The organism is Celeribacter sp. HF31 (assembly GCF_011806455.1).
Taxonomy (GTDB): Bacteria; Pseudomonadota; Alphaproteobacteria; order Rhodobacterales; family Rhodobacteraceae; genus Celeribacter.
In genome coordinates, this window is record NZ_JAATOT010000004.1 from 60,091 (window position 1) to 81,820 (window position 21,730).

Annotated in this window: 18 protein-coding genes and 1 tRNA gene; 9 read left to right on the plus strand and 10 right to left on the minus strand. The window is 58.7% G+C overall.

Translation table 11 applies throughout. From position 1 onward, the window contains the following. Positions 1-17 precede the first annotated feature (17 nt). The 7 genes from yihA to rpmH all read right to left on the minus strand — a co-directional run bounded on the left by yihA (position 18) and on the right by rpmH (position 6,023). A complete protein-coding gene (gene yihA / locus HCZ23_RS09315; RefSeq protein ID WP_167601468.1) occupies positions 18-665 on the minus strand; it encodes a ribosome biogenesis GTP-binding protein YihA/YsxC in 648 nt (215 codons plus the stop codon). Between the two features lie 16 nt (positions 666-681). Next, the gene (yidC, locus tag HCZ23_RS09320) at positions 682-2,508 is read right to left on the minus strand and encodes a membrane protein insertase YidC (RefSeq protein ID WP_167601469.1); all 1,827 of its coding nucleotides are present in this window, start codon (positions 2,506-2,508) and stop codon (positions 682-684) included. Between the two features lie 105 nt (positions 2,509-2,613). Continuing rightward, positions 2,614-4,161 (minus strand): bifunctional diguanylate cyclase/phosphodiesterase, encoded by a 1,548-nt coding sequence (locus HCZ23_RS09325; RefSeq protein ID WP_167601470.1) that lies wholly within the window; start codon positions 4,159-4,161, stop codon positions 2,614-2,616. An 88-nt stretch (positions 4,162-4,249) separates the two neighbouring features. Beyond that, the gene (ttcA, locus tag HCZ23_RS09330; RefSeq protein ID WP_167601471.1) at positions 4,250-5,131 is read right to left on the minus strand and encodes a tRNA 2-thiocytidine(32) synthetase TtcA; all 882 of its coding nucleotides are present in this window, start codon (positions 5,129-5,131) and stop codon (positions 4,250-4,252) included. After that, positions 5,124-5,387, minus strand: coding sequence for a membrane protein insertion efficiency factor YidD (gene yidD, locus HCZ23_RS09335; protein ID WP_167601472.1), 264 nt, complete (start codon positions 5,385-5,387; stop codon positions 5,124-5,126). Before yidD ends, ttcA begins: the two co-directional genes overlap by 8 nt. After that, a complete protein-coding gene (gene rnpA / locus HCZ23_RS09340; protein WP_167601473.1) occupies positions 5,384-5,821 on the minus strand; it encodes a ribonuclease P protein component in 438 nt (145 codons plus the stop codon). The genes yidD and rnpA overlap by 4 nt, the downstream gene beginning before the upstream one ends. Positions 5,822-5,888: 67 nt before the next feature. Further along, on the minus strand, positions 5,889-6,023 hold the full coding sequence (gene rpmH, locus HCZ23_RS09345) for a 50S ribosomal protein L34 (protein ID WP_043868490.1): 135 nt from the start codon (positions 6,021-6,023) through the stop codon (positions 5,889-5,891). A 247-nt stretch (positions 6,024-6,270) separates the two neighbouring features. Here rpmH and HCZ23_RS09350 point away from each other — a divergent pair, with 247 nt between their 5' ends. The 5 genes from HCZ23_RS09350 to HCZ23_RS18315 all read left to right on the plus strand — a co-directional run bounded on the left by HCZ23_RS09350 (position 6,271) and on the right by HCZ23_RS18315 (position 12,829). After that, positions 6,271-7,068, plus strand: coding sequence for a TVP38/TMEM64 family protein (locus HCZ23_RS09350; RefSeq protein WP_167601474.1), 798 nt, complete (start codon positions 6,271-6,273; stop codon positions 7,066-7,068). Beyond that, the gene (locus tag HCZ23_RS09355; protein ID WP_167601475.1) at positions 7,065-8,438 is read left to right on the plus strand and encodes an NAD(P)/FAD-dependent oxidoreductase; all 1,374 of its coding nucleotides are present in this window, start codon (positions 7,065-7,067) and stop codon (positions 8,436-8,438) included. The genes HCZ23_RS09350 and HCZ23_RS09355 overlap by 4 nt, the downstream gene beginning before the upstream one ends. 29 nt (positions 8,439-8,467) lie before the next feature. Then, the gene (locus tag HCZ23_RS09360) at positions 8,468-9,907 is read left to right on the plus strand and encodes a HAMP domain-containing sensor histidine kinase (RefSeq protein ID WP_167601476.1); all 1,440 of its coding nucleotides are present in this window, start codon (positions 8,468-8,470) and stop codon (positions 9,905-9,907) included. 90 nt (positions 9,908-9,997) lie between these two features. Beyond that, a tRNA-Arg gene (locus HCZ23_RS09365) sits at positions 9,998-10,074 on the plus strand. Positions 10,075-11,125: 1,051 nt separating this feature from the next. Then, on the plus strand, positions 11,126-12,829 hold the full coding sequence (locus tag HCZ23_RS18315) for a DUF87 domain-containing protein (protein WP_167601477.1): 1,704 nt from the start codon (positions 11,126-11,128) through the stop codon (positions 12,827-12,829). 1,381 nt (positions 12,830-14,210) lie between these two features. Here HCZ23_RS18315 and HCZ23_RS09380 read toward each other — a convergent pair. From HCZ23_RS09380 to HCZ23_RS09390, 3 genes are read right to left on the minus strand one after another with little or no spacing between them, the layout of a single operon-like run. Next, on the minus strand, positions 14,211-14,723 hold the full coding sequence (locus tag HCZ23_RS09380; RefSeq protein ID WP_217703163.1) for an Lrp/AsnC family transcriptional regulator: 513 nt from the start codon (positions 14,721-14,723) through the stop codon (positions 14,211-14,213). Then, positions 14,720-15,592, minus strand: coding sequence for a VOC family protein (locus HCZ23_RS09385; protein ID WP_167601479.1), 873 nt, complete (start codon positions 15,590-15,592; stop codon positions 14,720-14,722). Before HCZ23_RS09385 ends, HCZ23_RS09380 begins: the two co-directional genes overlap by 4 nt. Positions 15,593-15,632: 40 nt before the next feature. Continuing rightward, a complete protein-coding gene (locus tag HCZ23_RS09390; protein WP_167601480.1) occupies positions 15,633-16,346 on the minus strand; it encodes an SDR family oxidoreductase in 714 nt (237 codons plus the stop codon). Between the two features lie 197 nt (positions 16,347-16,543). Between HCZ23_RS09390 and HCZ23_RS09395 the strand changes: the two genes are divergently transcribed. The 4 genes from HCZ23_RS09395 to HCZ23_RS09410 all read left to right on the plus strand — a co-directional run bounded on the left by HCZ23_RS09395 (position 16,544) and on the right by HCZ23_RS09410 (position 21,723). Further along, the gene (locus HCZ23_RS09395) at positions 16,544-18,139 is read left to right on the plus strand and encodes an ABC transporter substrate-binding protein (protein WP_167601481.1); all 1,596 of its coding nucleotides are present in this window, start codon (positions 16,544-16,546) and stop codon (positions 18,137-18,139) included. A gap of 79 nt (positions 18,140-18,218) precedes the next feature. Next, positions 18,219-19,208 (plus strand): ABC transporter permease, encoded by a 990-nt coding sequence (locus HCZ23_RS09400; protein WP_217703164.1) that lies wholly within the window; start codon positions 18,219-18,221, stop codon positions 19,206-19,208. Then, the gene (locus HCZ23_RS09405; protein WP_167601482.1) at positions 19,205-20,080 is read left to right on the plus strand and encodes an ABC transporter permease; all 876 of its coding nucleotides are present in this window, start codon (positions 19,205-19,207) and stop codon (positions 20,078-20,080) included. Before HCZ23_RS09400 ends, HCZ23_RS09405 begins: the two co-directional genes overlap by 4 nt. Continuing rightward, entirely contained in the window at positions 20,077-21,723 is a 1,647-nt protein-coding gene (locus tag HCZ23_RS09410) for an ABC transporter ATP-binding protein (protein ID WP_167601483.1), read from the plus strand. Before HCZ23_RS09405 ends, HCZ23_RS09410 begins: the two co-directional genes overlap by 4 nt. The last annotated feature ends 7 nt before the right edge of the window (positions 21,724-21,730 follow it).

The window sequence follows — 21,730 nt, forward strand, 5'->3', positions numbered from 1 at the left end:
ACGCGAGGCCAAGCGGCTCAGATAAGCGTGGCAATCACCGCACGCAAAACATCGACGCCCCAGCCTTTTTCAGACGAGGTCACGATCAATTCGGGGTAGGCGGCGGGGTGTTTCGACACCGCGCCCCGGACCTGTTCGATGACTTTCTGGCGTTCGGCTTCCTTGACTTTGTCGGCTTTGGTCAACACGGTCTGGAAGGGCACGGCGGAGCGGTCCAGGAGCGTCATGATCTCCTCATCCACTTCTTTCACGCCATGGCGACTGTCGATCAGCACGAAAGCACGGCGCAGGGTTGCGCGGCCAGACAGGTAAGCTTTCAAAAGGCGTTGCCATTTCTCGACGGTTTTCACCGGCGCTTTGGCAAAGCCGTAGCCCGGAAGGTCGACGAGGTAATGGCTGTCGGCACAGGTGAAAAAGTTGATCTCCTGCGTCCGGCCCGGCGTGTTCGAGGCGCGGGCGAGCGCCTTGCGCCCGGTCAGCGCGTTGATCAGCGAGGATTTCCCCACGTTGGAACGGCCCGCGAAACAGACCTCCAAACGGTCGTCCGGCGGCATGCCGTCCATGGCGACGACGCCTTTGAGAAAATCGGTTTCGCCCGCAAACAGCAAGCGGCCCTTCTCCAAGGCCGCCGCATCTGGTTCAGCGATGGGAAAGTGTAAATCCATCGGGATCACGCCTTGATCAGGCGTCCTTTTTCTTGAGCCTGAGCGAGCGCATGATGTTGCCAAAGACATCCGGTTTGTGTCCGTGGCTGCGCATGATCAGATATTGCTGTGTGAAGGTGATCGTGTTGTTGCAAATCCAGTAGAGCACTAGACCCGAGGCGAAATTGCCGAGCATGAACATGAACACCCAGGGCATCCAGGCCATGATCATCGCCTGCGACGGATCGGTCGGCGCCGGGTTCAGTTTCTGTTGCAGCCACATCGAGATGCCCAGAAGGATCGGCAGCACGCCGAGGCTCAGGAAGGCGAGAGCAGAGCCCGCTTCCGGCGCGGCGAAGGGCAGGAGACCGAAGAGGTTCAGGATCGAGCTCGGGTCCGGCGCGGAGAGGTCACGGATCCAGCCGACCCAGGGGGCATGCCGCAATTCGATGGTGACCAGGATCACCTTGTAGAGCGAGAAGAACACCGGGATTTGCAGCAACAGCGGCAAACAGCCGGAAGCCGGGTTCACTTTGTTCGTCTTGTAGAGCTCCATCATGCCGCGCTGGAGTTTTTCCTTGTCGTCGCCAGCGGCTTCCTTGAGCTTTTCCATCTCCGGCTGAAGCTCTTTCATTCGCGCCATGGAGACGTAGGATTTATAGGCCAGCGGGAACATGATGCCCTTGATGATCAGCGTCAGAAGGATGATCGCCCAACCCATGTTGCCGATCAGACCGTTCAGCGCATGCAGGATGCGGAAGATCGGCTTTGTGATAAAGAAGAACAGGCCCCAATCGGTCGAATCGCTGAACTTGTAGACGCCGCCCTCGCGCTCATAGGTGCGGATGGTTTCCCATTGCTTGGCCCCCGCAAAGAGGCGCGAAGACACTTCGTAAGAACTGCCTGCGGCGATGTCCACGGCCGGATAGCGCGCGACGGTCTTATAGGTGTCGCTGGCTTCGTGATAGGTCACGACAGAGGTGAAGGCGTCGGTCGCATTCGGGATAAGGGTGGTCATCCAATAGTGATCGGTGAAACCGATCCACCCGTTTTCCGTCACCTCTTCCAACTCGGCATGCTCGCCCCAGCGCGGGTCGGCTTTCAGCTCGTCGAATTTGGTTTTCAGAAAGCCGCTTTTGAAGCTGATTTCTTCCAACGTGCCATTGCTTTCGCGAATGGCGCCCTCATGCACCAGCAGGCGCGTCAGATTCTCGGGCTTGCCGAGGTGTACGATTTCGTTGTTGGTGGCGACCCGAATGGCGGCACCCGAAGCGTTCTCGATCGACTGGGTCACCGAGAACATGAAATTCTCATCAACCTCGATCGTACGGCGGAAGGTCACGCCTTTGCCGTTGTCCCAAACCAGAACCACCGGCGTTTCCGAGGTCAGAGTCTCACCGCTTTCCACCGACCACAGCGTGTTGGTGCCCGGCACATCTTCGAGGCTCAGCGCCCCACCAGGAGCCCAGCCAAAGGACGCAAAATAGGGCGTGTCCGTGCCGACCGGCGTCAGAAGCTTGACCAACTCGTCGCTGTCGACATCGACGGTATAATCCTTGAGCGAAAGATCGTCGATCCGACCGCCAACGAGCGAGATAGACCCGATCAGCCGGGCCGTATCGATCGCAATGCGCGGGGCATCGGCGGTTTGGGTGGCGGTCTCATTCACGGCGCCCTGAGCATCGCTCGCCGGGTCTGCCAGAGGCGCAGTCGCGGCACCTGTGGCATCCGACGCCGATTGCGTGACGGCCGGAGCATTCGGATCCGTGACGGGCTCTGGCGCCGGGAAGAAAATTGTCCACCCGAGTAACACGATGCCACTGAGCACAATGGCAAGAATCAGGTTCTTGTTTTGATCGTCCATCTAGGCCGCCCGATTGTTGGAATTCAGTCTCGGGTGGTTCAACCTCCCAGAGGGCCCGACGTCAAGCAGTTTCGGCCATTTCTTTTGGAAAATGCGGCAAAGTGATCAACTGGCGCGGCGTCCTATTTGCGGGGTTTGGGCCAATTTGCGGTTGTGACTGTCCATCCAGCCGAGTGTTTTTTCAAAAGACATCGGTCGCGAAATGGAGAAACCCTGCACATGGTCACATCCGAGTTGGGCCAGCATCGCGTGTTCGCCCACAGTTTCCACACCTTCGGCAAGGGTCTCCAAATCCAAACGTTCCGCCATGGTCAGAATGGCCGCAAGCATGCTTTGTTGGTCCCGGTCCAGATCACATCGCGTCACATAGGAGCGGTCGATCTTGATACGTTTCACTGCGAACCGGCGAATATTGGCGATGGAGGCATGACCCGTGCCATAATCATCGAGATCAATGCCGCAGCCCATCTCCTTGAGGGCCCAGATGTTGCGGCTGATGGTATCGTTGTCCGAAGAGGAAATGACACTTTCGAGAATCTCGACGCTCAATCTGGACGGTTCCAACTCAAATCGATCCAGCTCCCATCGGATTTTATCCACGATTTTGGGGTTGGCCAAATCTGTGGGCGAGAAATTGACGGCCACGGAGGCCACGTGAAAACCGGCTTTGTCCCATGTTTTGATCGCCATAAGCGCGTGGTAGAGCATAATCTCATTCAGGCGCTCAAGAAGGCCGAGCTCCTCGATGTCGGACATGAATTGTCCGGGAGAGAGAATGCCGCGGTCCGGATGCGCCCAGCGTGCGAGCGCCTCCATGCCAGATACCTCACCCGTGTCCGTGGAAATCTGCGGTTGGAACCAGGGGATGATCTGACCGTTTTCCAAGGCCGCGCCAAGATCGGCACTCAGGCTGCCGTGTTCAAGCGTGCGCGGGGCCAGATTGGGCGAATAAGCCCGAATGGAGCCGGGACCGTTGTGACGCGCATCGCTCAAAGCAATTTCGGCCGCATCAAGGAACGCTTGTCCTGATTGCGCAGGCGCACGACCGGGCATGCAAAAGCCGATAGAGCATGTGGCAAAAATTTTCGTGGCATCGATCGAGTAGGGTTCAGACAAAGCAGCCTGAATGCGAGAAGACAGCTGAATCAGCGTTTCCAGATCGGCGCAACGCACGGGAGCCAAGGCAATCGCGAACCGCGGACCGTTCAGGCGGGCCACCGTATCGTGTTCGCGCAGAACGTCTTGAATGCGACGCGCGGCTGTCTTGAGGATCAAGTCGCCAGCCGGATCGCCAAATGTCGAGCACAATCCCCGGAAATCGTCGATTTCAAGTGCAAGGCACGCGGTCGTGCGCCCGGTGACATCCCGCGAGTCGAGAATCTGATCGAGCGTATGTAGAACCCGGGCGCGTAATGGCAGACGGGTCAAGCCGTCCGTGGTTTGGAGGTCCTGATCTGCGTCGCGACGGGTCAAGTTCGGCAACAGATTGAGCAGAGCGACAAGGGCAGGGAGCGCCAGGGCACAAAGGACCAACATCTGTTCCCCGCCATACCAATAAGCCCCAAGGCAGAGCGCCGGCAGAAAGGCAATGGTATGTGGCCCCGTCAGGGCATCGCGCAGGCGGTGAAGCGTGTCAGCGATGGTTCTTTGCATGCGTCCTGTCCCGAGTCATTTGTGGTGTCATGGCTGGTCTATTGACCGTCAACACAGGGGACATTGACCCAAGAAAGTAGTCGTGCGGTTAACGCAACCTCGGGATTTCCATAGAATTTTCTGTATTTGTTCCCGTCTCCGTGCGACCCGTTAACGAAAGGCCAAGAAAGTCGAACAGCTTCGGGTCCATCATATGGGAGGGCCGAATATTGGTCAGCGCCTTGAACATCACCTGACGGCGACCGGGACTGTTTTTCTCCCATCCGTCCAGGATTTGCTTGACCTGCTGGCGCTGCAAGCCGTCCTGAGAGCCGCAGAGATCGCAGGGAATGATCGGGTAGTTCATCGCACGGGCGAATCTCTCGCAATCCTCTTCGGCGACATGCGCCAGCGGACGGTAAACGAAAAGATCGCCTTCTTCGTTTACCAGTTTCGGTGGCATGGTCGCCAAGCGCCCGCCATGGAAAAGGTTCATGAAAAAGGTCTCGAGAATGTCGTCGCGGTGATGACCCAGCACCACGGCGGTACAGCCCTCCTCGCGCGCGATTCGGTAGAGATTCCCGCGCCGCAGACGCGAGCAAAGCGCACAAAACGTCCGGCCCTGAGGCACCTTGTCCATGACGATGGAATAGGTGTCCTGATACTCGATGCGATGCGGCACCTGCATACGCTCCAAGAAGTCCGGCAACACCGTCGCGGGGAACCCCGGCTGACCCTGATCGAGATTGCAGGCGACCAATTCAACCGGCAACATGCCGCGCCATTTCAGCTCATAGAGCGCGGCCAGCATCGTATAGCTGTCCTTGCCGCCCGAGAGGCACACAAGCCATTTCGCGCCGCGTTCGACCATCCCGTATTGCTCAATCGCCTCACGCACATTGCGGATGATCCGCTTGCGCAGCTTTTTGAACTCCGTCGTGGAGGGCGCGCCGTGGAACAGCGGGTGGATATCGTCGAGATCGTCAAGCATCGTGCTTTTCCTCGGTCTTGTCCTGTGTCGATTTGGGCTCTGGCACCGGATCATAGCCCATGCCGCCCAGCGGGTGACAGCGCCCGATGCGGCGGATGGTCAGCCAAGAGCCTTTGAAGGCGCCGTGTTTTTCCAAGGCCTCCATCGCGTAAGCCGAGCAGGTCGGTTGGTAGCGGCAATTGTGCCCGACAAAGGGCGAAAAAATGCGGCGATAGGCGCGGACGGGGAGGGAGACGACAAAGGCCAGAGGCGTCATCTGTGCTCTCCGTGAACTTTTTTCAGTGCATATCGCAGGTCTTTGAGCAAAAGATCGAAGGGGCGTTCGCTCGTGTCGCTCTTTTTGCCGATCAGCACATAATCCCAACCGTCGCGCCCTAATTCCGGGATCACCAGACGCGCCGCTTCGCGCAGGCGTCGCTTGGCATGGTTGCGGGCGACGGCGTTGCCGACTTTTTTGGAACAGGTGTAGCCGACCCGAATGCCCTGAGACTCTTCGGCCTCGCCACGCTGACGGCCCTGCAATAAAAAGCTCGCTGTGCCCTGACGACGCGCGCGGGCGGCTTTCAGGAAATCACTGCGCTTGGCGAGGGTTGTGAGCGTTGCGGCATGATCCGCGCATGACAAAACCGCCGACTGCGACCCTTGCGCTCCGGCCATGGCCTTTGCTGTGGGTGCGTCCGGCGGTGTCATCGTCGTTTGCCTATATGCGCGTCAGCCTGTTCAGGCGTCCCGAAAGCGTAAGTTACGCGGACAGGACTTATGCGGACAGGGACTTGCGGCCGCGAGCACGGCGGGCGTTCAGAACCTTGCGGCCCGCTTTGGTGGCCATACGCGCACGGAAGCCGTGGCGGCGCTTGCGGACGAGGTTGCTCGGTTGATAGGTGCGTTTCATCGCGCTATCTCCATCGGTTGCGTTGGGGCCCAAATCCCTCTGGCATCAAACCGTATGGCCAAGAGACCGCGTGGCATGACAAAGGGATTCGAAGGCGAGTAATCGTTCGAAGCCCTGCCAATAGGAGGCCTTCAGTCCGTTGTCAATTCTCATGCGCCAGAATTCGAAAACAAAATTCTGTAACAATGGGCGCTGCTGCGCCGAAAACTCATGACAGCCTATCACTGAGCCGTGAAGAGGGCGCAAAATGCTGGTCACAGGCGCCGAGGCGGCCCATCTTGCCGCAAATCGCATCTCTACAGGGGCAAACGTGCAGGATAAAGCCGGTAAAACCAAAGCGCACAAAAACCATGTCTGGATTTTAAGCCTTTTCGCCTGCCTGGCCCTCGGATTGGCCGTCCTGCTGCGCGATCAACTGAGTTTCGAGGCTTTGTCCGAGAATCGCGCGATGCTTGTGGACTATACCGAACGCCATGCCGGGCTGGCCGTTGTTCTTTTCATCCTAATATACGCGGTGATTGTGGCGCTCTCCTTGCCCGGCGCAACGGTGGCGACGCTGACCGGCGGGTTCCTTTTCGGCACGTTTCCCGGCGTGCTTTATAATATGTCCGGTGCTGTCCTTGGTGCCTCCGTCCTGTTCCTCGCGGCGCGCTGGGGGCTTGGCGATTGGTTGGCGGGCAAGATCGATGCCTCTGAGGGGCGCATTCACAAGATCAAACGCGGCATCGACGAGAACCAATGGTCGATGCTCTTCCTGATCCGTTTCCTGCCCGTGGTGCCCTTCTTCGTTGCCAATCTCCTGCCCGCACTTTTCGGTGTGCCGTTCTCGCGTTTCGTGATCTCGACCGCGCTGGGCATCATTCCGGGCGCATTGGTTTACACGTCTGTGGGCGCCGGCCTCGGCATGGTGTTCGAAAAAGGCGAGACGCCGAACCTCGCCATTGTCTTTGAGCCGCAGATCCTCTTCCCGCTGCTCGGGCTTTGCCTGCTCGCACTTTTGCCGGTTTTGTGGAAGGCTTGGCGGGAACGCAAGGAGGCGACATGAGCAAACTCAAGACGGATATCTGTGTGATCGGTGCTGGCTCGGGCGGACTGTCCGTCGCGGCCGGTGCGGTTCAGATGGGCGCGCGGGTCGTGCTGATCGAGAAGGGCGTGATGGGCGGCGATTGCCTCAACACCGGCTGTGTGCCGTCGAAGGCGCTCTTGCATGCCGCGGGCGCTGGCATGAGTTACCCGGCCGCCATGGAACATGTCCGCCAAAGCATTGCCACCATTGCCCCGCATGACAGTCAGGAGCGGTTTGAGGGTCTGGGCTGCAAAGTCATCCGGTCCGAGGCGCGCTTTACCTCGCCCAAGACGGTGGAGGCGGGCGGTGTGACCATCAAGGCCCGCCGCTTTGTCATCGCCACGGGCTCAAGCCCGCGTGTGCCGGAGATCGAGGGCCTCGCCTCCGTGCCCTATCTCACCAATGAAACGCTCTGGTCGCTGAGCGCCTGTCCCGATCATCTCATCATCCTCGGTGGCGGCGCGATCGGCATGGAAATGGCGCAGGCGCATCGGCGGTTGGGCGCGCAGGTCACAGTGATCGAAGCGTTTGACGCGCTGGGCCGCGAAGACCCGGAGGCTGCCGAGATCGTCAAAGCCGCGCTGCGAGACGAAGGCGTGACCCTGATCGAAGGCACAGGGGCTGAGCGTGTGTCCGGTACGGATGGTGCGATTTCGGTCAGCCTGTCGGATGGCCAAAACGTCACAGGCTCGCATCTCTTGGTCGCCACCGGACGGCGCGCGCATTGTGAAGACCTGGGCCTGCAACACGCCGATGTGGATCGCTCCAAGACCGGCATCAAGGTCGGGCCCAACCTGCGCACCTCCAATCGCCGCATTTACGCCATCGGCGATGTCGTGGCGGGCGGCATGCAGTTCACCCATGTGGCGGGCTATCAGGCCGGGGTCATCGTGCGCGCGCTTCTGTTCGGTCTGCCTGCGAAGGCCGCAACCCATCACATCCCGCACGCCACCTACACAAGCCCCGAACTGGCGCAGGTCGGGCTGACCGAGGCGCAGGCCCGCGAGACCTATCAAGACAAGTTGGAAATCGTCCGCGCCGAGGTCTCCGGCAATGATCGCGCGATTGCGACCGGGCGGTCTGGCCCCGGTTTCATCAAGCTCATGGTGGTCAAATCCCGCCCCGTGGGCGTCACGATTGTCGGCCCGGACGCGGGCGAATTGATCGCATTCTGGTCGCTCGTCCTGTCGCTCAAACTCAAGATGAGCAAAATCGCGGGGATGGTCGCGCCATATCCCACATTGGCCGAACTTAACAAACGCGTCGTAAGCGCCTATTTTACCCCGAGACTGTTCGACAGCCGCAAGGTCAAGGCGATCGTCAAGACAATTCAGAGACTTGTGCCCTGACGGGCGGCCCCATGCGGCGAAGAGGAGCCATGACGTTACCGCGTTTCATCAACACCCTGTCCGGGCGCTTCCTGATCCTGACGGTCATTTTCGTGATGGCCGCCGAGGTGATGATTTTCATGCCCTCTGTCGCACGTTTTCGCGAAGATTTCCTTCTGTCCCGTTTGGAACGCGCTCAGATCGCCTCTCTGGCGCTCTTGGCCAATGACAGCCTCGATATGGACCTCGAAGACGAACTTTTGGCGAATGCAGGCGTTTATAACGTCGTGCTGCGCCGCAATGAGATTCGCCAATTGGTCCTGTCTTCTCCGATCCCCGATCAGGTGCACGCCACCTACGATCTGCGCAATGCCACCGCGTTTGAGTTGATCCGGGACGCCATGGTGACGCTTTTCGATCCTGAGGAGCGCGTGATCCGGGTGATCGGCGATCCGGTCAAACAGGCTGGACTTTTGATCGAGGTGACGCTCCCCACAGCGCCCCTGCGCATGGCGATGCTGGATTATGGCTTTCGCATTCTGTTGCTGTCGGCGGTGATCTCTTTCATCACGGCGTTTCTGTTGTTTCTTGCGGTGCGCGCGCTTTTGGTGCGGCCGATCAAACGCGTGGTGGGGGCAATGACGTCTTACACGCAGGCGCCCGAAGACGCCCGCCGCATCATCACCCCCTCCGCCAAGGTCGCAGAGCTGCGCGAAGCCGAAGTGGCGCTTAAGGTTATGGAAACCGAACTCACGGCCTCCTTGCGGCAAAAAGAGCGCTTGGCACAACTTGGCGGTGCCGTTGCTAAAGTCTCGCACGATCTGCGCAACATCCTGACCACGGCGCAGCTTTTCACCGACCGGCTGGAAATGTCCCAAGACCCTGCCGTGACCCGTTCTGCGCCAAAGCTCGTCAATTCGATCCAGCGCGCCGTGAACCTCTGTGAAACCACGCTGGCTTTCGGCAAGGCTGAAGAACCTGCGCCAACGCTCACCGGCGTGCGTTTGGCCGAACTGGTGGGCGAGGTGATCGAGGGCGAACGCCTCTCCATCGGTGATTTCGATCTGTCCTTTGCCGAAGATATCCCCGCCACCATGGTCGTCCGCGCCGACCCGGAACAGATGCACCGCGTATTGTCCAATCTGGTGCGCAACGCCCGTCAGGCGATCATGGCGACCTGCGATCATGGCGAGATTTCCGTCTCGGGGCGCGAAGATGAGGACGAATGGGTGCTCTCCGTGATCGACACCGGACCGGGCCTGCCGCCGCGCGCGCGCGAATACCTGTTCCAGCCGTTTCAGGGCGGCACGCGCAAGGGCGGTTTCGGCCTCGGCCTTGCGATCTCCGCCGAACTGGTGCGCGGGCATGGCGGCCAGCTTGTGCTGGAACGTTCCGACGAGACCGGCACGGCCTTCGCCATACATTTGCCGAAAGGCTATTCCCAGCGCGGCGCCCTGGCACCGGAAAAGGAGCAAGCGCCTGCACGTTGAGCGGCAGAAGTATTTCGAGAATGTTTTTTCATTTTTCTGACAAATGCCTCTTGCACCCCTCCGAGCTTATATGTATTCCCCGCCTCCAGTGGACCGATAGCTCAGCTGGATAGAGTACTTGACTACGAATCAAGGGGTCGGGGGTTCGAATCCTCCTCGGTCCGCCACTTTTCAAATTGTAGAACGTCAGACGAAATTGGCTTTTACGTCATAAACTGACCCAATCACCGCGAACCGGATGATTGTGGGCAAGCCGCGAGTATCCGGTTCGCCCCCTCTTACGTGATGCTTCGCTAGATCTTTAGGACGGCGATGCACGGAAAGCGCCTATGCAATGCTGGGATGGCGGCAGGACCGGTTAAGTAACAAACGCGCCCAAAGCCGGCATTTCGCATTCTATTGGCTGTTGCGCTGCAGCACGTCAGAATGGACATTCGCTGCACGCGCGAGAATTGAGTGCCAGCAACCCCACAGTCTGCGGAACGAAGTCAGCTTTCGCTGCAGCTGCGCCAAGGACAGGTATCCGGTTCGAAACCTTCTTTCTCCCGCGCAATGACCGACTGAGGTATGAAGCGTTCTCCGAAAACGGACCCTGTTGCAGCATCGTGCGACGGTCTGCGGTTGCAAAATGGCGCGTTTCCGCAGAGGCTCGCAACAGTCACCCTGCTACTTGCCTAAAGCCTCTCTTTGCCTACTCGGAGCTCAGATGTCTTACCTCACAATACGCGCAAGGCTTCTGAGCCTTTTTGCAAACATTACAATCGCGTACGCCATTTATGTCGCGTTTAGCGGCAACGTGGTTCCAACAGGCGCATTAGAGTCGGTCTGGCTTCTCAGCGCGATGTCGTAATGGTTCCTCGCGCTACTTTCGGCTCCTTGGTTTATCCCGGATAGAGACGCGATAGTTAGCGGTGTCGGTGCGGCTCTGGTCCTTGCAACGATGGACTTAAATGGGGTTGCGGTTGGGGCAGAAGCTGTCGGCATGGCACGTGTTGTGGGTATTTTTTTCTGCGTCGGGGTTGTGACGCTCGCAGCATATGCTCTTCTGATGCACGACACGGAGCAGCGGTCGCCTGTAGGTCACCTTGCCTATCGTCTCGTCGGAAACTTCGGCAGTGGGGAGGTGCTTTTCTCGATCCCTGCGATCATATCCATAGTTGCTTCCTGCTGTACGGACGCAGCTACCTTGAGTACTCTCCTTTTTTCTGGCTGGCGATCGTGGTTGCGAAACCCGTTGAACGTTTCATCGCCGCGATCAGGCAGTTCAGAGCCGAACGCTCATCGACCGAAGCACTACTGACAGTTGGCACAATCGTTCGCGTAGATCACCCGGATATCATCCGTGTGAAGCTAAACTCAGACACTGTTTGGCGCTCAAACCGGTTGTTCACGGCCAGCTTGCCCGATGGCACACAACGTTTCGTTCTGTCTCTGTTTGCTCAAACCCAAGGGACGGAAGTCATAGGGACTGCGCTTTGCGTTGGTGAACTCGCTAGGCCGATCATTCTTCCGACGAGTCTGGTCTGCAGCAGCCATGACGATGAGCAAACCAAGGAATTCTTGAAGAATCTAAGTGGCTCTGACGACGCCCAATTGGTAGGCTTTGTAGTGGAGAACTCCAGCATAGGATTAATTCAATTTGAAGTCTCGGGGAGATCAGACCTTCACGAGGGTGATGTCGTTTTTGTATGGATTAAGGGACAAGACATTTTCTATCAGATTATAGATGCCAAAACCTATGAGGAGACCTTCGATCAGAACCCTCGCGGCACACACGTGGTCCAAGCAGCCCAGCTAGGTGTCTATACCGCGGAGGAAGGTTTCACGAAGTACCAGTGGTTGCCTGCGATGAATACCCCGATCTTCTCGGCTTCATCGCGCAGCTTCGATGTCCCGATTGTAGGTGATCGCGAAGTCGAAATAGGAAAGGTGCCTTCAACGAATATTTCCGCAGTCGCGAGATTAGACGATCTTGTCGAATACCACACTGCAGTCCTTGGCGTCACTGGAACCGGCAAGACAGAGATGGCGCTCGATATTGTTCGGGAAGCAGTAGCCAATAAGACAAAAGTCTTCTGCGTGGATTTTACCGGTGACTATGCTGCTCGGCTCAGCGAGCTGGGTCCTATTTTTCCTTCGCCGACCGACACCCAATCAAAGTGGCTCGAAGACCAGCTTTTCGAGGTCGCCACCGGAAAGTTTGGAGCCCCCGAAGAGAAGAAAGTCCTTCAGAAAGGCGTTGATAAAATAAGTAGTGCTGCCGAAGAGCAAATTAACGATTTTTTGAAGAGCGAGGAAAATTACCTGGCGATATTCGAACTCGCCGAGATCACAAATACGAAGGCAACTCTTCGCCTTACAGAGCTATATCTCTCGACGATCATGAGGTGGGCTCAAGCTAACCGACGAGCTCGACAAATCTTGATTGTCTTGGAGGAGGCTCACACAATCCTCCCAGAGGTATTTGGGTCAGGTTTTGACTCGGATACGCAATATGTAGTTAGCCGAATTGGACAAATTGCACTTCAAGGACGAAAGTACCGTGTGGGTCTGATGGTTATCAGCCAACGCACAGCCCTTGTAAGCAAGACAATACTCTCCCAATGCAATACGTTCCTGACCCACTCACTCATTGACCAAACGAGCCTGTCCTTTTTGGAGAGCGTCTACAGCAGTCAACACGCGCGACTGATACCGAACCTCGGCAGGTTTGAGTTCCTCGCTTCCGGGAAGGCTATCAAAGCGGAGCGCCCGATCGTCCTAAGGAGAGATTTCGATCAAGCAAAAGAGGATGCAAGCAAAGCGGTCAACGCGGCCCCTGCAGAAAAGATCGAACCCGAAGCATTGCACGAGGAAGTCGTCGACGAGGCTGAGGCCGACCAAGATCGTTCGGGCGAAGGCCCCCGCATAACTCAATTCTGACCACGACGTTCCGGCGGCGTGATCGTGGCGGAATGTCCGCTTCCACGATTTGGCAAGGTTGCGTTCGCAAGTGCAGCGAACTTCCGGTTTCCGCCCGACCCGTCGGATGCCGGGTCTGAAGTCAGAAAGGATCGATGGAACAATCATCAGCTAAGGCTGCGTGTTCTTTGCATCCCACCAACTTGTCTTGCACCTTTGCACCGTCGCCCAGCTGAGACGCATAGTTCTAGCGATCTTGTTTGTTGTCCATCCATCATCAGACAGCTCATACATGCGGGCGCGATCATATTTCTGGTTTGAATTTCGTGGCTTGATTGTGCGTCCGGTCGACTTGATCCACTTGGATATGGACTGGGGCGTCGGCCCATGCTCTTGGCTCAGGGCACGCAGAGATTTCCCGCCTTCCCATGCCTTCGCAATATTTTCTACAACGTCAAACCCAGCCGCTTTCAGACCGTGAATGGCATCGCGGCGTGTGATCGCAAGCCTTTTGGCGAACTGATCCAGGGACCCGACTTCCTGAAACAGCGCCACCAGTTCATCGGTCGCACAATGCTGATGTCGGCCCCAAAGCTGTAGATAAATGCACGCTTCTGAACCTGCTCTCGGAGTTCGAGACGTCGCTTCATGGCACGACGTTCGGCCTCTCGACAACGCGCACGCCTTTCTTCATCGGTCAACGATTTGCGATTCTGAAGCTGTTTCCGCTTCCGCGCAGGGATCCTAATCGGTCGTCGGGCAGCTAGCCTGTCGTAGGCTTCTTGGGCTAATCGAAGAGCTTCTTTTGCTTGCTGTAAGTTCTCTTCGGCTTGATGAAACATTCGGCTTTCTTCGTCTGTCGTCCCATGACGACTGGGCCGCGCATCAGTGTTCAAGCCCATATCTGGTTCCCTGCGTGTGATTCCTTGTTTGCGACATAGTCACAGTTTGCAGTGCTTTGGCCAACACGAGATCTCATTCTGTATGATGATCGCCATGGCAAAAAAGAGATTCAAAGCCCCACAAAGTGGAAATCCTTGACCTAGCTCTGGCTGAGCGGAAGTTGGGCAAACAAGCAAAACAGTTTGATAGTCTGATGATCCTCAACCGCGATCGACATGAAGAGATAAAGTACCGCCTGAGGCAGCGAGGCGTATCCTTGGTTCAGATCGCGCGGGGTTTTCCAAGTCTGGCGCAGAGTTTGACCGTGGCGTGCTTGGTCCTCAATGCTTCGCTCAATCTCCGTTAATACCTGAAAGGTATCAAAGAGGCCTGCTTAAGGCCTTATCGGTAAACTGTCGCAGGGACTGGTCGCGCTTTTGCCCCGGTCTGACGTCTCTGACCCGCCAGTCTGACCAGCAATGAAGGAGCGCGCAGAGCGCAGGGGGAGAGAGCGTATATCTTACAAATAAGAGGTCGGAATAGCGGTGGTGAATTTCAGCTCTTCCATGGAAATCATCGAATTGACCTGGCTGAATTCCAGTCTCTGGATCATCTGTTTGTAGACGGCATCATAGGAGGCCATGTCCGGCACCACCACCTTGAGAATGTAATCCACGGTCCCGGTGAGGCGATAGGCTTCGACCACTTCCGGGATCTCGTCGATCAACTCGCGAAAGGTGTTGAGCCAATCAATTTCATGGCGCGAAGTGCTCACGCCGATGAACACGGTCAGGGGCACATTGGCGCGGGTCTGATCCACGAGGACCACGCGTTTCTTGATCACGCCGGCTTCTTCCATCCGCTTGATGCGGCGCCAGCAGGGGTTGGTGGACAGGCCGACGGCTTCGGAGATCGCCTGAATCGGCGTGTCGCTGTCCTGTTGTAGAATCTCAAGAATGCGTCGGTCGGTCTCGTCGAAGGTCATGCTTTCGATCGGTTTCGATCCGGTTTTGCGGGGGCGAGGCTCTGTCATGTGGCAACAAACTCCAAAAGGACACCGGCTGAAAATTCGGGCCCCACGGCCAGACCGGTGGCGGTCTCAAACATATTTACATGCGCATCTTTAAGGCAATGCCGGAGGGTTTCAAGGCTGCGTACTTTGAGGCGAAGGGCCGTGAAGGCGCCCTTGGTCGTCGCGGAAAGGTCAATGCCGGGATAGAGCGCGGCCATCCGGTCGGCTGTGGCGAGGATCAGCGGGGCGGAGTTGGGGCCGGTCTCGATTGTGGTCAGCCCATCCTCTGTGTGGACTGCGCCGTCGGCCCAAAGCCGGGCAAAGCGCGGGGCGTCCTCTTCGGGTGTGTCGGAGATCGCAAGCACCGCGTCCAATCCGCAGGCGGTGTTGGCATGTTCCAACAGCTCTGGAACCCAGACCGTTTCGCGGGTCTTGTGCTGGCACATGAAAACCATGCCCAGCGGAACCTCCTCCGGCGTAAAGCTGACGGTGGAAAAGGCGGCGGTGCCTTCGGACCCATCGGGCAGGGGGACCGGGCGCGAAAAGCTGCCAAGCCCCTGTGTGGCGATGCCCAAATCACCCAGAGCACCGGCGGCGGCTTCGGCATCGTCGATACGACAGGCGATGGCATGAAGCCCCTGACCCATGGTGGTCAACATCTCGCGGCGAGGGGCGTTCAGATCGGTCGGGGTGACGACGCCCAAAAGCTCGAAATAATCGTCGGGGAACATGATGGTGTAATTCGCCGTGCCCTTGGCGGCGGAATGGGTGCCGCGCGGCGAGAGGGTAAAGCCAAGCGCCTTATACTGCGCGGCGGCGTGGTCGAGATCGTCGACGAGGGCAAAACAATGGTCGATGCCATGGACAGGATGGGGGACAGGATGGGTCATGTGCGTGTCTCTTTATTGATGCGTTATGTGCGAACAGGGCTCAGGATGTGCGAACAGGGCTCAGGACAATTTCAGGCAGGCAAATGCCGGGCTGCATCTCCGCCACAAAGAGCGCGGTCTTCGCCATGTCTTCGGGCTGGATCATCGCGGCCATTTTCGCGGCATCGAAACCGGGGCGTTTTGCCAAGAGCGGGGTCGCCACCTCGGCGGGGCAAAGCGCGGTGGAGCGGATGCCGTTCTTGCCCTCCTCGTCGTTGAGGCTCAGCGACAGATCGGACAGCGCATGTTTCGAGGCGCCGTAAACCACGCCGCTGACCGGTGAATGAAACCGACCGGCCCAGCTCGAGGTGTGGATCATCACGCCGTCCTTTTGCGCCCGCATGATCGGCAGGCAGGCGGCAATCACATTGAGTGCGCCGGTGATGTTGACGTCGATCACCCGGTCCCAGCTTTCCCAATCCAGATCGGCCCAGCTTCGTTTCGGAATGTTGAGCCCCGCGTTGTTACACAGCACATGAAGCCCGCCGGACCACGCCACGATGGTCTCGGCGGCCTTGGCCATGCCCGCGCGGTCGGTGACGTCGCCGGGCAGGATCAAAGCGGCCTCGGGGTCGGGCAGGGTGGCCGCCACCGCCTCAAGGCTCTCGCGTCCGCGTGCCGTCAAAGCCACGCGATACCCGGCCTCGGCAAAGCCCCGCGCCATGGCGGCGCCAATGCCGGAGCCCGCCCCGGTGATCCATGCAATTTTTGTCATATGTTTTGTCCCAGTGTTTTCAACTTATGGGGAATGCTAGCACCAATATTTAATCATAGTGTAGAATTTTTTTCCAATCTTGTTCTAAAAGTTGGTTTTTAATGTTGACGGATGCATGTTGCTTCTCTCAGGTAGGGGAGCATAACGACCGAACAAGCCCGCAAAGGGTGATCAACCGACCGGGAGAACCAGAACAGATGACTTTCACGATGAAACAGGCGGGGCTGGCGCTCGCCATGACCGGGGCCCTGAGCTCTGTGGCCTTGACAGCCCAGGCGCAAGACGAGGTCCAAAAGGGCGGCACCGCCGTCATCCATATGATTTCCGAACAGCGTATTCTCAATCCGGGTCTGCGCGCCTCGACCGGGGTGTACAACATCACCGGCAAGATCATGGAGCCGCTGATCGACAAAAGCTACGAGGGCTACGAGCCGGTGCTGGCGACCGAATGGTCCGGCTCCGACGATGGTCTGACGGTCACGCTCAAATTGCGCGAAGGGGTGAACTGGCACGATGGCGAACCCTTCACCTGTGACGATGTGGCGTTCTCGGCGATAGAGCTGTGGAAAAAACTCTTGAATTACTCCTCCGCGCTTCAGGCCAATCTTGAAAGCGTCGATTGCCCGGATCCGCATACGGCGGTGTTCAACTATTCGAAACCGATGCCGATTGAGCTTTTCGTCGCTGCCATGCCCGATCTGGGGCATCCGGTTCCGAAACACCTGTTCGAAGGCACCGATATTCTCAAGAACGAGTATAACACCGCCCCCGTCGGCACCGGCCCGTTCAAATTCGTCGAATATCAGCGCGGGCAGTATGTTTTGGCGGAGAAGAACGAAGACTACTGGCGCGAGGGCTACCCTTATCTCGACCGCATCGTCTGGCGTTTCATCAAGGACAAATCCGCCGCCGCCGCCGCCCTTGAGGCAGGCGAGGTGCATGAGTCTGGCTTTATCGGTGTCTCCATGGCCGATGTTGCGCGCTTCGGCGAAGACGATCGTTTTGACGTCGGCACCCAGGGCTATGAAAACAACGTCGCCCACTCGACCGTCGAATTCAATCACCGCAACCCGATCCTCGCCGATCTGAAAGTGCGTCAGGCAATGTATCATGGTCTGGACATCGACTATGCGATCCAGACGATCATGCATGGCTACGCCAAACCGGGCCGCGGTCCGGTGCCGAGCGCCGGTGGCATCAATTACACCGACGATGTGCCGACCTATGACTACGACCCGGAACTGGCCAAACAGATGCTCGATGAGGCTGGCTATCCGGTGCAGGACGATGGCTATCGGTTCCACCTCAAACACCGTCCGGCGCCCTGGGGCGAATACACCCAGCTTTGGGCCGAGTATTACGCGCAGGCGATGAAAGAGATCGGCATCGACGTCGAGATTCTCACCAACGATGCGCCGGGCTTCCTTAATGGTGTGTACCGTGACCATGATTTCGACACCGCGAACGGCTGGCACCAGTTCCGCTCCGACCCGGCTGTGTCCACCATGGTCTGGCTGCGCTCCGGTCAGCCGGAAGGCACGCCCTGGACCAACCAGTTCGGCTGGAAGGACGAAGAGATGGACGCGATGATCGACGCCGCCGCCTCCGAGTTGGACGTCCAGAAACGTGCCGAGATGTATCACGAAATTCAAGCGCGTGAGATGGCCGAGCTGCCGGTGATCTTCGCGATCGAACATCCGTTCATCTCTGTCACCTCCAAAAAGCTCCACAACCACCACAACACGCCGCGGTGGAACTCGTCGAGCTGGTACGACCTCTGGCTCGAACAATGATCTGACACTTTGGCGGGCGCGCCTCCCTTCGCGCCCGCTCTTTTGACATTTGCCCATGATCCCGAAGGATCCAAAGACAATGACACTGCACATGCCCCCGATCCTGACCTATGCGCTGAGGCGTCTGATTCAGGCCATTCCCGTGGTCATCCTGATCATGATCGGCACATTTCTCTTGCTCAAACTGGCGCCCGGCGACACGGTCGATGCGCTTGTGGGCGACATGGGGGGCGCGGATGCCGCCTTCATCGCGCGGCTTAGGGCCGAATACGGTCTCGACCAACCGATTTGGGTGCAGCTCTGGCGCTATATGGTCAAGCTGGCGAGCTTCGATTTCGGCTGGTCCTTTGTCTATGAGCAACCCGTCGCGACTGTTTTGATGGACCGCCTCGGCACCACACTGATGCTGATGGCCGCCTCTTTGAGCATCGCCTTTACGGCCGGGATCGTTTTGGGCGCCATTGCCGCGCGGCGTGCCTATTCCGCGACCGACAACCTGATCTCCATTCTGGGTCTCGTGTTCTACGCCACTCCCTCGTTTTTCCTCTCCCTGATGCTGATGCTGGTTTTCTCCGTCAAACTCGGCTGGTTGCCGGTGGGCGGGATCAAGACCATCGCCGCCTTTTACACCGGCTGGGATCACGTTTGGGATGTGGTGCGCCACCTGATCATGCCGACGACCGCGCTCTCGCTGATCTATCTGGCGTTTTACCTGCGCCTGATGCGGGCCTCCGTGATGGAAGTCGCTGATCTCGATTATGTCCGCACCGCCCGCGCCAAGGGCGCCCGCGAAGGCCGCCTTATGACCCACCACATCATGCGCAACGCGCTCCTGCCGGTGGTCACGCTTTTGGGGCTTCAGTTCTCCACCGTTCTGGGCGGCTCCATCGTGGTTGAAACCATCTTCACCCTGCCGGGACTGGGCCAACTGGCCTACCAGTCCGTCGTTCAGCGCGACATGAACACCTTGATGGGCATCATCTTTTTGTGCGCCATCATCGTGGTCGTCGTCAATTTCCTCACCGACCTGCTCTACGCACGTCTCGACAGCCGGATCGAACTCGCATGACCTTCGCCGATACAGAAATCGCCCCGCCCGAGCCGCCGCGTTACGTCATGTTCTGGCGCCGCTACAAACGCAACCGCGCCGCTTTGCTTGGCCTTGTGCTCTTTGTCCTCGTCGTGCTGATGGCGCTGACGGCGGGCCTCATTGATCCCGGCGACCCGCTGCGCCGTGCGGGGGAACCGCTCACCCCGCCGTTCATGAACTGGGACACGCCTTTGGGCACGGATCAGTTGGGCCGCGATGTGCTCTCCGGTGTCTTCTACGGCGCGCGTATTTCGCTTTTGATCGGCGTCGTCGCCACGCTCGTGGCCATCGTTATCGGCGTCGTGATCGGCGCACTTGCTGGCTACTTTGGCGGCTGGGTCGATGACGTGCTGATGCGCATCACTGAAGCGTTTCAGACCATCCCGAACTTTGTCCTGTTGTTGACGCTCGTCGCCATCATGGGGTCAAAAATTGAGTGGATCACGCTGGCCATCGGCATCGTCAGTTGGACCGCGCCGGCCCGCATGGTGCGTGCCGAATTCATGTCGCTGCGGCACCGCGAATTCGTCGACGCCGCCCGCAATCTCGGCGTGTCGAACACCTCGATCATCTTCCGCGAAATCCTGCCCAACGCTTTGCCGCCCATCGTGGTCTACGCCTCCGTCATCATGGCGCTGTCGATCCTGATGGAAAGCGCGCTGGCCTTTCTTTCGCTGGGCGACCCGAACTACGCCAGCTGGGGCAATATGATCGGTCAAGGCCGCGCCGTGCTGCGCTCCGCCCCTTACTGCGCCGTGATCCCCGGCATTGCGATCATCCTGACTGTGCTGTCCTTTTCGCTTCTGGGCGAGGGGCTGAACGATGCGCTCAATCCGAGGCAGAAGAAATGACCAAGACACCTCCTCCCGTCCTCGATCTGTGCAAGCTGGAGATTTCCCTGCCCAAGGGCGCGGACCGTGCTTTCGCGCTCGAAGGCCTCGACCTGACCATCAACGCGGGCGAGATTGTCTGTCTCGTCGGCGAAAGCGGCTCCGGCAAATCGCTCTGCGCGGGCGCCATCATGGGCCTTCTGCCGGAACCGCATGTGCGGGTGACCGGCGGTGCGATCCGCTTCATGGGCGAAGAGCTTCGCGGCAAATCGGATGCCGAGATGCGCAAGCTGCGCGGCGCCGATATTTCGATGATCTTCCAGGAGCCGATGACCGCGCTCAACCCGCAGAAAACCGTGGGGTGGCAAATCGACGAAGTGCTGCGTCTCCACACCAAAATGACCAAGGCGGAGCGCAAGGCCCGCGCGCTTGAGATGTTGGAGCGCGTCCACATCCCGGAGCCCGCCTCGGCCTATAACGCCTACCCGCATCAAATCTCCGGTGGCCAGCGTCAGCGGGTGATGATCGCCATGTCTTTGGTGCTTTCGCCGAAGCTGATCATCGCGGATGAACCGACCACGGCGCTTGATGTGACGACCCAGTTGCAAATCCTGAAACTCATTCGCGAGCTCCAAGAGGAAGAGGGCGCGGGCGTGCTCTTCATCACCCACGACTTTGGCGTGGTGGCGGAAATTGCCGACAAGGTCGCCGTGCTCTGCCGGGGTGAGCTGGTCGAAAGCGGCACGACGGATGCGGTGCTCAACCACCCGCAGCATCCTTACACCCGCGCGCTGATCGGCGCCGTACCCGCACTCACCCCCCCGCCGGTCAAAGCCGCCTCTGACGCGCCTGTCGTGCTCAAAGGCACGGGGTTGAAAAAGACCTTCGCCGCGCGCGGCGGATTGCTGTCGGGCAAACGCAAAGCGGTGACGGCGGTCAAGGATCTCACCTTTGAGCTGCGTCAGGGCGAAACCCTTGGCGTCGTCGGTGAAAGCGGCTCCGGCAAGACCACCGTGTCGCGCATCGTCACACGTCTTTTGGAATGTGACCAAGGCTCTGTCGAGTTGGACGGCACCGATCTTTTGGCCGCCACGCCGAAAGAATTGCGCGCCCTGCGTCAGCACATTCAGATGGTGTTCCAGGACCCGATGGCCTCGCTCAACCCGCGCAAACGCGTGGTCGACCTCATCGCGCAGGGTCCCATCGTACACGGTGCCGATCCGAAAAAGGCCCGCGAAGACGCGAAGAAGCTCCTCGAACTTGTTGAGCTGTCCCCCGCCGCGGCCAACCGGTTTCCGCATGAATTCTCCGGCGGTCAGCGTCAGCGCATCGGCATTGCCCGCGCCCTTGCGATGGAGCCGAAGGTGATCGTTGCCGACGAACCGGTCTCCGCGCTGGATGTCTCGGTGCAGGCGCAGGTGCTCAAACTCTTGGCGGAGCTGCGCGATCGGCTCAACCTGTCCTTGCTGTTCGTCACCCACGACCTGCGCGTCGCGGCCCAGCTCTGCGACCGGATCATCGTCATGCAAAAGGGCGAGATCGTCGAACACGGGCCCACCGCGGAGGTCTTCGCCAACCCGCAGCACCCCTACACACAGAATTTGTTGTCTTCCATTCCGGGCCGCGATTGGACCCCCCCGTCGCTGCACGCGAATGTTGCCTGAGGTTTTA